Origin of the sequence: Faecalibacterium sp. AF27-11BH (genome assembly GCF_003603005.1) — a bacterium.
Classification (GTDB): Bacteria; Bacillota; Clostridia; order Oscillospirales; family Ruminococcaceae; genus Faecalibacterium; species Faecalibacterium taiwanense.
Genome location: NZ_QVGS01000001.1, coordinates 439,108 through 451,161 on the forward strand (window position 1 = coordinate 439,108; position 12,054 = coordinate 451,161).

General features: G+C 57.9%; 11 protein-coding genes. 10 read left to right on the forward strand and 1 reads right to left on the reverse strand.

Annotated elements, in window-relative coordinates; translation table 11 throughout:
- Positions 1-59: 59 nt before the first annotated feature.
- From DWY76_RS02000 to DWY76_RS02015, 4 genes are all read left to right on the forward strand, one after another.
- Complete coding sequence (locus DWY76_RS02000) at positions 60-1,997, forward strand: LTA synthase family protein (protein ID WP_120079551.1); 1,938 nt, start codon at positions 60-62, stop codon at positions 1,995-1,997.
- Positions 1,998-2,198: 201 nt separating this feature from the next.
- Complete coding sequence (gene rpsB / locus DWY76_RS02005) at positions 2,199-2,921, forward strand: 30S ribosomal protein S2 (protein WP_022257112.1); 723 nt, start codon at positions 2,199-2,201, stop codon at positions 2,919-2,921.
- Between the two features lie 48 nt (positions 2,922-2,969).
- The gene (gene tsf / locus DWY76_RS02010) at positions 2,970-3,893 is read left to right on the forward strand and encodes a translation elongation factor Ts (protein ID WP_005940319.1); all 924 of its coding nucleotides are present in this window, start codon (positions 2,970-2,972) and stop codon (positions 3,891-3,893) included.
- 190 nt (positions 3,894-4,083) lie between these two features.
- The gene (locus DWY76_RS02015) at positions 4,084-4,776 is read left to right on the forward strand and encodes an alpha/beta hydrolase (RefSeq protein WP_120079553.1); all 693 of its coding nucleotides are present in this window, start codon (positions 4,084-4,086) and stop codon (positions 4,774-4,776) included.
- Between the two features lie 302 nt (positions 4,777-5,078).
- Here DWY76_RS02015 and DWY76_RS02020 read toward each other — a convergent pair whose 3' ends face one another.
- Positions 5,079-6,806 (reverse strand): carbon starvation CstA family protein, encoded by a 1,728-nt coding sequence (locus DWY76_RS02020; protein WP_097774869.1) that lies wholly within the window; start codon positions 6,804-6,806, stop codon positions 5,079-5,081.
- 696 nt (positions 6,807-7,502) lie between these two features.
- Between DWY76_RS02020 and DWY76_RS02025 the strand changes: the two genes are divergently transcribed.
- The 6 genes from DWY76_RS02025 to DWY76_RS02050 all read left to right on the forward strand — a co-directional run bounded on the left by DWY76_RS02025 (position 7,503) and on the right by DWY76_RS02050 (position 12,039).
- Entirely contained in the window at positions 7,503-7,820 is a 318-nt protein-coding gene (locus tag DWY76_RS02025) for a YerC/YecD family TrpR-related protein (protein WP_120079555.1), read from the forward strand.
- A 74-nt stretch (positions 7,821-7,894) separates the two neighbouring features.
- Positions 7,895-8,218 (forward strand): hypothetical protein, encoded by a 324-nt coding sequence (locus tag DWY76_RS02030; RefSeq protein ID WP_097774870.1) that lies wholly within the window; start codon positions 7,895-7,897, stop codon positions 8,216-8,218.
- A gap of 152 nt (positions 8,219-8,370) precedes the next feature.
- Positions 8,371-9,024 carry an HAD-IA family hydrolase gene (locus DWY76_RS02035; protein WP_243111888.1) on the forward strand — a complete coding sequence of 218 codons (654 nt, stop codon included), beginning with the start codon at positions 8,371-8,373 and terminating at the stop codon, positions 9,022-9,024.
- An 81-nt stretch (positions 9,025-9,105) separates the two neighbouring features.
- A complete protein-coding gene (locus DWY76_RS02040; RefSeq protein ID WP_207665812.1) occupies positions 9,106-10,926 on the forward strand; it encodes an SGNH/GDSL hydrolase family protein in 1,821 nt (606 codons plus the stop codon).
- A 55-nt stretch (positions 10,927-10,981) separates the two neighbouring features.
- Positions 10,982-11,203, forward strand: coding sequence for a hypothetical protein (locus tag DWY76_RS02045; protein WP_118527866.1), 222 nt, complete (start codon positions 10,982-10,984; stop codon positions 11,201-11,203).
- Between the two features lie 95 nt (positions 11,204-11,298).
- A complete protein-coding gene (locus tag DWY76_RS02050) occupies positions 11,299-12,039 on the forward strand; it encodes a YjjG family noncanonical pyrimidine nucleotidase (RefSeq protein WP_044953456.1) in 741 nt (246 codons plus the stop codon).
- The last annotated feature ends 15 nt before the right edge of the window (positions 12,040-12,054 follow it).

Consider the following 12,054-nt stretch of genomic DNA (forward strand, 5'->3'; position numbering starts at 1 on the left):
AAGAAATGTGCTTTTGCGTATGATCTGAGGTTTCAAGGATGAGGAAAGGAATAGGAATTATGAAAACTCCCAAACCGCTTTTGGCGCTGCGGATGGTATTCCCGCTGGCGGCATCGCTGATCGTGCTGCTGCTGGGCGAGGGGATCGCCCGCGGGAGCCTGAGCGCAGACGTTTTTGCAAGTTTTATCTTCCCGCACATCGGGGCTTATCTGCTGGCGTGGCTGCTGCTGTTTCTGGTGTGGCTGCTGCTGGACTGGGTGTTCCGCTGCCCGCCGCTGTCCACGCTGGGCATGGCGGTGCTGGGCTGTGCGCCCTGCGCGGTGAACTTTTACACCCTGCAGCTGCGCGGCGAGCCGTTCCTGCCATGGGATCTGACACAGGTGTCGGAGGCTGCCGGTGTGGCATCCGCTGCGGGCCTCAAGATCCAGCCCAGCATGGTCGTGACCATCATCGTGGTGCTGGTGCTGATGGCGGGCAGCTTTTTCCTGTACCGCGGCCGTCACAAACAGCGCTGGCTGCCCCGGCTGGCGGGCAGTGCCGCCACCGCAGCGGCCCTCTGCCTGCTGGTGTTCGGCGTGTACCTGCAGCCCGCTGTCACGCAGGTGCTGGGCATTACGCCGGATGCATGGATGCAGGACCGCTACTACCGCTACTACGGCGTGATCACCGGCTTTATGACCAACCTCACCAATCTGGAGATCTCGAAGCCCGAGGAATACTCGCAGGAAGCGGTGGATGCCCTGCTGGACAATGCGGACGAGAGCCAGAAGTTTGCCACCAGCCCGCTGTACTCCACCAGCTACAGCGCCGTGACCCCCAAGGACGAGCAGGTGAAGCAGCCCACCATCATCTATGTGATGGACGAGTCCTACTGGGATGTCTCGGAGCTGGAACAGTACGGCATCACCTTTGATACCGATGTCTCCAAGAACCTGCACGCCTTGCAGCAGACCAGCGCCTATGGCCGGGCCTACAGCCCCAGCTTTGGCGGCGGCACCTGCGATGTGGAGTTTGAAGCCCTTACCGGCTACTCGGTATCCTTCCTGCCCAGCGGCAGCAAGCCCTACCAGCAGCATGTGACCAAGCCCATGTTCGCCATGCCCAATTACCTCAAGCTCAAGGGCTACCAGACCGCAGCCGTGCACTGCTTCTGGGCAAAATACTGGAGCCGCGACAAGGCTTACCCCAACCTCGGCTTTGACGATTTTATCAGCCTTGAGGATATGCATGACGTGACCAAGGTGCGCAAGCACTACTGGACCAGCGGCCTTGTCACCGATGATTCCATGGCCGACCAGATCATCCAGCAGTACGAGAGCATGAAGTCCAGCTCGGACAAGCCCATCTTCCTGCACGCTGTCACCATGCAGAACCATACCAATTATAACAAGGACAACTACCCGGACGACGAGCGGGTGAAGGTGCTGTCCCACCCAGCGGGCCTCAAGCCCAGCACCGTGGGCGCGCTGGAAGATTTTGCTACCGGCATCCGGGATGCAGATGCCATGATGGGCAAACTGACCGAATACTTCTCGCAGGTGGACGAGCCGGTCATTCTGGTGTTCTGGGGCGACCACTATAACCCCATCGATTCCAATTACGATGTCTACACCACTACCGGCTATGCCAGCGATTCCAGCGCAGACCCCCGCCTGCACCAGACCACGCTGCTGATGTGGTCCAACTACAGCCAGCAGCAGGTGGACCTTGGCACCATTGCCGCTTACGATATCTCGCCGGTGATGATGGACATTTACGGTCTGGAAGAGCCGCTCTACTTCCAGTTCCTGAACCGTCAGCTGCGCGTGGCCAGCCGCACCAATACCCGCGGAACCACCATGAATCTGGACGGCACCACCACGCAGGAGCCTACCGAGTTCCAGCAGCGGTGGAGCGCAGAGCACTGGCTTTTGCAGTACGACCTGATGTTCGGCAGGGGATACGCCCTGCAGCGCATGGGCCTTGCGGGCCTGAGCGGTGTGGACACAGGCAAATGAGCGAAAAACAGACGATTTCTTTGTAAAAAACAGAGAAAAACTCTTGCAACCGGCGTCTGTTTGTGATATTATAACAAAGCATTACACACGCATCACTATGCCCTTTTGTGCCCAAATGGGTGGAGGGCAGTCCCGAACCGTCCGATACGGCCCGGGATCACGGTGTGCGGAGGCAAAACAATATCTGGAGGTATTTTTACTATGGCAGTCGTTTCTATGAAGCAGCTTCTCGAAGCAGGTGTGCACTTCGGTCACCAGACCCGCCGCTGGAACCCCAAGATGGCAAAGTACATCTTCACCGAGCGCAACGGCATCTATATCATCGATCTGCAGAAGACCGTGAAGAAGCTGGACGAGGCTTACAACTACGTGAAGGAAGTTGCAGCTGAGGGCGGCGACATCCTGTTCGTCGGCACCAAGAAGCAGGCTCAGGAGTCCATCCGTGACGAGGCTCTGCGCTGCGGCATGCACTATGTCAATGCTCGCTGGCTGGGCGGTATGCTGACCAACTTCCGCACCATCCGCAAGCGCATCGACCGTATGGATCAGCTGGCTAAGATGAAGGAGAACGGCACCTTCGAGCTGCTGCCCAAGAAGGAAGTTGCCAAGCTGGAGCTGGAGATGGAGAAGCTGGACAAGTACCTGGGCGGTGTCAAGAACATGAAGACCCTGCCGAAGGCTATGTTCATCGTTGATCCTCACAAGGAGCGCATCGCTGTTGCTGAGGCCCGCAAGCTGAACATCCCCATCGTGGCTATCGTTGATACCAACTGCAACCCCGACGAGATCGATTACGTGATCCCCGGCAACGACGATGCAATCCGTGCTGTCAAGCTGATCGCTGGCGCTATGGCTGACGCTGCGCTGGAAGGCAAGCAGGGCAACCAGGAGGCCGCTCCCGCTGAGGATGCAGCAAACGCCTGATTTCCCATCCCACAAACAACAAAATAACGTGTAAGGGAGAATACGAAAATGGCTATTTCTGCAAAGGACGTTATGGAACTGCGCAAGCAGACCGACTGCGGCATGATGGAGTGCAAGAAGGCTCTGACTGAGGCTGACGGCAACTTCGAGAAGGCAATCGAGATCCTGCGTGAGCGTGGTCTGGCTACCGCTGCCAAGAAGGCAAGCCGCACTGCTGCTGAGGGTATGGTCTACGCTGACTACTGCCCCCAGTGCAAGGTGGGTGTTGTCATCGAGGTCAACGCTGAGACCGACTTCGTTGCCAAGAACGACAAGTTCGTTGCTTTCGTCAAGGAGGCTACTCAGGTCATCATGAAGCAGAACCCTGCTGATGTTGAGGCTCTGATGGCTTGCAAGACCGAGAACGGCGAGACCGTGGACGAGGCTCTGAAGAACCTGATCCTGGTCATCAAGGAGAACATCAAGGTTCGCCGTTTCGTTCGTTACGAGGGCGTTTGCTCTGCATACGTCCACGGCGGCGGCACCCACGGCATTCTGGTCAACTTCGAGACCACCAACGGCATCGAGGCTAAGGACGAGTTCGTTACCTACGGCAAGGACATCGCCATGCAGGTTGCAGCTGCTAACCCCGGCTATGTCGATGAGGCTTCTGTCCCCGCTGAGGTCGTGGCCAAGGAGAAGGAGATCATGCTGGCTCAGATGGCTGGCGATCCCAAGACCGCTAACAAGCCCGAGGCTGTGAAGCAGAAGATGATCGAGGGCAAGATCAAGAAGTTCTTCAAGGAGAACTGCCTGGTCGATCAGGAGTTCGTCAAGGACAGCGACCTGACCGTTGCTCAGTACACCGCTAAGGTCGCTAAGGATCTGGGCGGCGACATCAAGATCGTCAAGTTCACCCGCTTCCAGAAGGGCGAAGGCCTGGAGAAGCGTGCTGACGACTTCGCTGCTGAAGTTGCAAGCATGGTGAAGTAATTTAACTTCCAAAGTTGAATTGGGAGCTGCAGTACCCGTAACAGGGCGCTGCGGCTCCTTTTTGTTTGTGTTTGGCGGGCGGATGTGCTATCATAGAGAAAACGGAAAGAAGGGAGGACGAAAAGCAATGCGCAGTGTAAACAAAACGTCTCTCCGAATGGAGAGCATGATCGGATAAGGAGAATCCCTTATGAAAAAACAAACCATGACTCTTGCGGGCATCCCTGCCATTCTGTACGGCAGCCGGAGCCGGAATGTTTACCTCTATCTCCACGGCAAGAACGGCTGCAAGGAAGAGGCAGAACGTTTTGCCGCTACAGCCTGTGAAGCGGGCTGGCAGGTGCTGGCTATCGACCTGCCCGAGCATGGCGCACGGAAAAACAGCCCTGAGCGGCTTCTGCCGTGGGTGGCTGTGCCGGAGATAGAAGCCGTATACGCCCGTATGAAGCCGGTGTGGGCGCATATCCGGCTGTATGGCGTGAGCATCGGCGCGTGGCTTGCCATGCAGGCGCTGCAGGGAGACGCGCCGGAACAGGCCCTGCTGGTCTCTCCGGTGGTGGATATGGAAGCTCTCATCACGAATATGATGCAATGTGCCCATGTGACCGAGGAACAGCTGCAGCGGGCAGGGGAGATCCCCACGGATCTTGGGGAGACCCTCTCATGGCCGTATCTGTGCTGGGTGCGGGAACATCCGCTGCACTGGCATGGCCGCACGCAGGTGCTGTATGGTGACAGGGATGCCCTGACCAGCCGCACCATGATCGAGCGCTTCCGTCAGGAAAGCGGGGCGCATCTGACGATCATGGAGGGCGGGGAACACTGGTTCCACACCCCAGTGCAGATGGCGGTCCTTCAAACGTGGGAAGAAACGAATTTTTGATTTAGAATAGCCGCCGCGTGCGCTATGGCTATTTTTAGCGGAAAAATTATTTGTTATGAAAGAAGCCCGGAAAATCTGCGGATTTTCCGGGCTTCGCTTTTCACAAGAGGGGCCGTGATGATACAGGGCATTTACTGTCAAAAATGTATTTTTTCGATGGGACTTTTCTGGTGAAAAAGTGTTTGGAGCGGCCCGCAGGACGCCACAAACACGAATCATAAAGAATAAAAATGCCGCTGACGGAATCAAAACCATCAGCGGCATTTTGCCTATTCTGTTAAGCGATGCTCAAACCTGAGAGATCAGACCTTTGCTTCGCTGTTGTGCTCAGCATTCTTATAGGCCTTGAAGGAGTGGAACACGATGTTCAGGCCCAGAACGATCAGCAGCACGGCCAGGATCAGCTGCAGGCCGTTTGCAATGAACACAGCACCCCAAGTGGTCTCGCCAGCGGGGATGGTGACAGCAGCGGCATTGCTGATGGCCTTGACCATGGCGATCAGGCGCTGCACCAGAGCGGTGAAGGTGACGCACAGCATGATGATCAGCGGAGGGAAGATCATCTTGTTGCTGCGGCCGGTGACCTTCAGGAACACGCACAGGGTGGCCAGAACCAGAGCGCTCAGCAGCTGGTTTGCAGAACCGAACAGGGGCCAGATGTTGGCGTAGCCGATCTTGGTCAGCAGGAAGCCGAAAGCCAGAGTCAGGAAGGTGGAGAAGTAAACGTTGCACAGCAGCTTGCGCCAGCCCTCAGCATGCTCCATGTCGTCCACGCTGAACAGCTCCTGGAAGCTCATGCGGCCGATACGGGCCACAGCATCCAGACTGGTCAGGGCCAGTGCGGAAACGCACATGGTCATAAACACAGAGGCAAAGTGCTGGTCCAGGCCAAAGCCCACGAAGAAGCTGGCAACGCCGCGGCTGAAGACCTGGAACGGAGTGCCGTCTGCGGGGGTGCCGTCTGCGGCAGCAGAAGCACCGGCAACACACAGGGCGATGACAGCCAGCAGGCTTTCCAGCACCATGGCACCATAGCCGACCTTCAGCATATCCTTCTCATTGGTAACGGTCTTGGAGGAGGTGCCGGAAGACACCAGACTGTGGAAACCGGAAACAGCGCCGCAGGCAACGGTAACGAACAGGATGGGGAACATGGTGCCCAGCTTGGCGTTGGTAAAGCCGGTGAACACCGGCAGGTTCATGACGGGATGGTTGACGATCAGGCCCAGAACAGCGCCCACGATCATGGCCACGAACATAAAGGTGGTCATGTGGTCACGGGGCTGCTTCAGCAGCCACATGGGCAGGACAGCGGCAAAGAAGATGTACACAAAGGTGATGTAGCTCCATGCAGCCTTGCCCAGAATGATGGGGAAGTTTGCACCCACCACAAAGGACAGCACGATGAATACGATGCTGATCACATTCTCTTTCCAGCCGGTGAAGTGCAGGTTCTTCTGCAGCAGGCCAAAGACCACGGCGAACACCATGAACATGATGGAGACCATGCCGGCAGCACCGTTGGTCTGGGCAGCCTCCACCAGAGCACCGTCAGCACCGTAGGCATTAAAGGTGCCGGCCACCATGTCGGCAAAGGCAGCAATGACGATGCCGCAGAACAGCCAGCAGAACAGCAGGAACAGCTTGCGGCCGGTCTTGCCGATGTACTTTTCGATCAGCATGCCCATGCTCTTGCCGTCGTTCTTAACGGAAGCATACAGAGCGCCGAAGTCGGTGACGGCACCGAAGAAGATGCCGCCCAGCAGCACCCACAGCAGCACCGGCAGCCAGCCGAAAGCAGCAGCCTGGATCGCACCGGTAACAGGGCCTGCACCGGCAATGGAGCTGAACTGGTGTGCAAACACGGTCCAGCCGTCGGTGGGAACGTAGTCCCGGCCGTCCTCATGGACAACTGCCGGGGTCTTGGCAGAGGGGTCGATGCCCCACTTGTTTGCCAGCCAGCGGCCGTAAAGCATATAAGCGCCAAACAGACACACGGCTGCGATCAATACGATGACCAGCGTATTCATTGTTTTTACCTCTTTCCTTTCTTGGCATCCGGCAAATGTCAGCGGCATGGGGGCGGCAGGGTGTAAAAAAGGCCCCGTCTTCCTGCGTTCGTTCCATTTGGGACGAACCATCGAAGACGAAGGCCTTCACATACACTGCACATCGTGTATGGAATACTCCGCGATACCACTTCGTTTGCTGCACAGGGCAGCCACTCCCAGCGTACATACATACGCAGCCCCGTAACGTGGGCAAAACGGCCATGCATTACTGGAAAGCGGGGTCAGCGCCTTTGTTCACACAGGCTGCTCGCAGGGGAGAACGCTTTGCTCCTGACTGCTGCCCTTGCATCAGATGGGCGGCTCTCTGGGAGAGGGTGCTGCAAAGAATCATGTCCTGTTCATCGCATTTGCCGAATGATTGTCCGTATTTTAGTGCGGAATTCACAAATTGTCAATATCATTGGAACAAGTTCGGAGGATACACTAATTCAGGAAAGCGTTCTGCAATAATTTTTAGGTGATTTTTGTTCATGCGTGAAACGAAGAAAACTATACACGTCAACGAATGAAAAGAGTTCACGCCAAGGGCTTGACTTTCACACTTTGATGTGCTAAAGTGATGATGCAAGAAAGAACCTGAACATTTCCGGAACATTTAAAAGAGGGAACGCTCCCAAAACCGGACAGTCCGCTGCGGCGGCAAGGAGAACATTCATGGCAGATAAAAATTCCAGAAGAAACCAGACCACCGATGCACTGTTTGATGCCATCCTCAGTCTGGAAACGCGGGAGGAGTGCTACAACTTCTTTGAAGACCTGTGCACTGTAAAGGAGATCTCGGATATGGCGCAGCGGCTGGAAGCGGCAAAGATGCTGCTGGACGGCAGAACCTACGATCAGATCGTGAAGGCGGTGGAGATCAGCACGGCCACCATCAGCCGCATCAACCGCTGCATCCAGTACGGCTCCGGCGGCTACCGCGAGACCATTGAAAAGGTGCGCGGCATCCAGAACCCTAAAAAGCAGGAGTAACACCGGCGTACCCGGCAGACATAGAATGAGGCGTACACCGCCCCTGACCGGACGAACGAAAGGAAGGTTTTATCATGTCTGCTGAGAACTGTATCGATACCACCCGCTGCCCCTGCCCCTGCCTGCCCAAGGTGACGCTGGAGCAGGCGGTCGTTGACCTTGTGGAGAGCATTGCTCTGCAGGAAAATGCCCTGAGCCACATCCTGTGCGCCGAGAGCCGGAAGATGGATGCCGCCATGAAACTGGACGGTCTGGACCTGTGCAAGCTGCTGGAAGTGAACGATTCGGCCACCAACATGGTGCACGCCGTGGCAAACCTGGAGCTGGTGCTCAAGGATAAGCTGGAGTTCGTCTCCAACAACCTGTACTATCCGCCTGTGGATGCCGCAGCGAAGTAAGAAGATGCTGAAAGGCCTGTCCGGATGCCGGGCGGGCCTTTTCTCTGCTTGAATGCATAATTTTTGTAAAAACCATTTGTTGGAATTGCTGATAACGGGATTCTGTGCTATACTATACAATGTATCACCATGAAAGTGAGGAAATTTACAAATTGCTGAACTACGATGCGATCCTGTTTGATGTGGACGGGACCCTGATCGATTCCGCTCCCGGTATCATAAATACATTAAAAGAAGTCTTTGCCAGGATGGGCGTGGACACCACGAATGTGAACCTACGCCGCTACCTTGGCCCACCGCTGCGCAAGAGCTTTGGTGAGCACTTTACCGACCCGGCCCTCATTGAAAAGGCCACCGACCTGTACCGCGACAGCTACGCCGTCAAGGGCAGCCACGAGTGCGCCGCCTACCCCGGTGCAGCCGAGATGCTGCAGCGCCTGAAGGACGCGGGCCTTGTGCTGTGCACCGCTACCTCCAAGCCCACGCAGGTCGTTACGCCCATTCTGGAAGAAAAGGGCCTTGCAGGCTATTTTGATTTTATCGGCGGCGCGTCCATGGACGAGAGCCGCGACACCAAGACCGACGTGGTGCGCCATGTGCTGGCCCAGCCCATGATGCAGGGCAGGCGGGTGCTGATGGTGGGCGACCGCAACGACGACATGCGCGGCGCTGCGGACTGCGGGCTGGATGCCGCCGGTGCGCTGTACGGCTACGGCAGCAGGGAAGAGCTGGAACCCTTCCACCCGGTGCTGCTGGCCGAAAGCTGCGCCAACCTTGCAGACCAGATCCTGAACGGACAGGCATGACCGGAAGGCCCTGTGCCGGAAACTAAGTGAATGGTGAGAGATATGAGAAATACACGACCGGAAAAGCAATCGCTTACTCCTATGCAGAAGCAGGCTGTGCTGGTGTGCAGTGTGTGCGCGCTGGCAGCCATTCTGACCATTGCCATTACCATGACGCTGCTCAAGCGCGGCAAGACCCCTGCGGCCCCGGGGGAACAGCCCTCCAGCGAGGTGCTGGTGCCGGGCGAAGAGGATATCTCGGATCACTACCAGATCAGCGAGACCTCTGCCGCCCTGCTGCCGGAGACCGCCGACGCGGGCGAGAGCTACCAGAAGGAAACGCTGTTCCTCGGCGATTCCAACACGGTGCGCCTGTACGCCAACGGCCTGATCAGCCTGCAGCAGTTCTGCGCCAAGGAGGGCATTGGCACCCATGCCGCCCTGAACGAGGGCATCGTTACCTTTAAAAAGGACAGCAGCACCTACACCATCGCGCAGGCCGTGGCCAAAATGAAGCCCCGCCGCGTGGTCATCATGCTGGGCACCAATGATACCGGCATGAGCGTGGACGAGTTCATCAAGAACTACACCGCGCTGGTGCAGGCCATTCAGGAAAGCTACCCCTACACCGACATCATCGTGAACACGGTGCCGCCGGTGCCCGCGAACCACGCAAACTACCCCCACATGGACCAGACCAAGATCGACGACTTCAACATGGCCCTGCTGTCCATGTGTGAGCAAATGGGCCTGAAGTTCCTCAACAGCGCCGAAGCGCTGAAGGATGCCAACGGCTATGGCCGCGAGGATTACTACCAGACCGGCGATATCCACCTGAAGCCCGTGGGCCTGAAGGCCATGCTGAGCTATCTGCGCACCCACGCTTACCAGACCGACGACCGTCGGCCCGACACCGCTAACATCCCCACCCGCGCCGAGTATACCCCGAACCCCAGCTCTGCGGTGACAGCACCCAGCAGCTCGGAGGCTGCAGGCTCTTCCGAAGAGCAGGGTGTGCTGTATCAGGCCAGCTACCGGGTGGACAAGACCGGCGGCACCCTTTCCAGCGGCAGCGACAGCGGCAAGACATCCCTCTCCTATGAAGTGACCAGCGCCGCCCAGTCCATCAGCGTGACGGCTGTGCCGCAGGACGGCTATGTGTTCGTCAAGTGGAGCGACGGCGTGACCCAGAAGACCCGCACCGATACGAACTTCAAGCAGAACGTGGACGTGACCGCCGTGTTTGCAGCGGCTTCCGTGCATATCAGCAGCACCGGCAAGGCCGTGCTGGGCGATTCCTACACCTTTACCGCAAAGCTGGGCGGCAAGCACCTCACTGCCGACAGCATCCGCTGGTACGCCAACGGTGCGGAAGTGCCGCAGGCGGCGGGCAAGACCACCGTCAAGGTGGAGATCGACCCCTCCATGCTCAATGCGACCTTTAAGGTGTACGCAGTGGCAAGCTACAACGGCTGCACCGTTACCAGCAACGTCCTGAATGTGACGGTCAGCGGCGTAAGCTCCGGCAGCTCGTCTCACAGCTCCGGCAGCACGTCGGGCAGCAGTTCTTCCGGCAGCACCAGTTCTTCCGGTGCATCGTCCGGCACCACCTCCGGGGCATCCTCCGGGGCTACATCCACCTCCGGCAGCTCGTCTCACAGCTCTTCCGACAGCTCGTCTCACAGCTCTTCCAGCAGTGAGAGCACGGCTTCCCCGGCAGGCTCGGCTTCTGCTTCCAACGGAACAGCCAGCTCTTCCCACAGCACCAGCTCGTCCCACGCGGGCTCTGGTGAGAGCAGCTCGGCTTCCCATAGCAGCTCCAGCAGCGAGAGCAGCTCTGGCAGCTCCCATGCGGCTTCGGAATCCAATGCCAGCAAGGAAGCCGCCAACGAGCAGTCCGCATCCACGGACTCCGCGTCCTGAGGCTGTCACCCCGGCCTGCCGTGCCGCATAGGCTGGCAGGAAGGGAGGCGTTTGCATGTATTACGAGGAACCCCGCATCCCGGCGCTGCCCGGGGAAGAGAACGTGACCGACGGCAGCGTGGACGATTACGGCACCGACTGGGAGAACGTGGACAACGGCGCGCTGGAAGAGGAAATGGCAAAGTGTGCTGCCACCCCCTGTGATGTCAAAACCACCTGCCCGGACAACGACCCGGAGCAGACGGACGTACCACCGTACGAAATTGTAACAGAATGATGTGAAGCCAGCTCTGTTTACGGCAGGGCTGGCTTCTGCCTGTTGTTGAGCGCATGGCAGCTGAGGCCATGGCAGAAGGAAAAGAGGGAAGGTTTATGGCAAAATATTATTGCGTGCTGTTCGATGCAGACAACACCCTGCTGAACTTTGACGCAGCCGAAAGCAAGGCACTGGCCGAAACGCTGGTGAACTACGGCATTGAGCCGGACGCAGAAACGGTGCAGACCTACCGCACCATCAACTCGGAGCTGTGGCGGCAGCTGGAAAAAGGCCAGATCAAGCGGGAAAAGCTCATGGCGGAGCGGTTCACCCGCTTTCTCAAGGCCATTGATGCCGCCGGTGACGGAGCCGAGATGAACCGCTTCTATCTGGAACAGCTCTCCACCCACCCGGACCTGATGGGGCCGGAAGTGCTGGATGTGCTGCGGGAGCTTTCCGAGGTGGCAACGCTGGCCGTTGTGACCAACGGCTTCCAGAAGGTGCAGATCCGCCGTCTGGCCGAGAGCGGTGTGCTGAACTTTATGGAGGACGTGTTCGTCTCCGAGAAGATGGACAGCGAAAAGCCGAACCGCAGAATTTTTGATGCGGCCCTGCGCGCCCTTGGCGTGGAGAACCGCGAGCATGTGCTGGTGGTGGGCGACGGCCTGAGCAGCGACATTCAGGGCGGCGTGAATGCGGGCCTTGACACCTGCTGGTATAACCCCAGCCACGCCGAGAACCCCGGCAAGGTGGTGCCCACCTACGAGATCGCAGACCTGAAAGAGCTGTACCCGCTGGTGATGGAGCAGGAAGAGCTGGCCAATGTGGGCCTGAAGAACCGCCGCCACCAGTGCTGAGCCAATAAGCGGATG

Bases quoted from the DNA above. Each gene is read 5' to 3' on its own strand.
- DWY76_RS02000 (WP_120079551.1), top strand. From the start codon at position 60: ATGAAAACTCCCAAACCGCTTTTGGCGCTGCGGATGGTATTCCCGCTG.
- rpsB (WP_022257112.1), top strand. From the start codon at position 2,199: ATGGCAGTCGTTTCTATGAAGCAGCTTCTCGAAGCAGGTGTGCACTTC.
- tsf (WP_005940319.1), top strand. From the start codon at position 2,970: ATGGCTATTTCTGCAAAGGACGTTATGGAACTGCGCAAGCAGACCGAC.
- DWY76_RS02015 (WP_120079553.1), top strand. From the start codon at position 4,084: ATGAAAAAACAAACCATGACTCTTGCGGGCATCCCTGCCATTCTGTAC.
- DWY76_RS02020 (WP_097774869.1), bottom strand. From the start codon at position 6,806: ATGAATACGCTGGTCATCGTATTGATCGCAGCCGTGTGTCTGTTTGGC.
- DWY76_RS02025 (WP_120079555.1), top strand. From the start codon at position 7,503: ATGGCAGATAAAAATTCCAGAAGAAACCAGACCACCGATGCACTGTTT.
- DWY76_RS02030 (WP_097774870.1), top strand. From the start codon at position 7,895: ATGTCTGCTGAGAACTGTATCGATACCACCCGCTGCCCCTGCCCCTGC.
- DWY76_RS02040 (WP_207665812.1), top strand. From the start codon at position 9,106: ATGCAGAAGCAGGCTGTGCTGGTGTGCAGTGTGTGCGCGCTGGCAGCC.
- DWY76_RS02045 (WP_118527866.1), top strand. From the start codon at position 10,982: ATGTATTACGAGGAACCCCGCATCCCGGCGCTGCCCGGGGAAGAGAAC.
- DWY76_RS02050 (WP_044953456.1), top strand. From the start codon at position 11,299: ATGGCAAAATATTATTGCGTGCTGTTCGATGCAGACAACACCCTGCTG.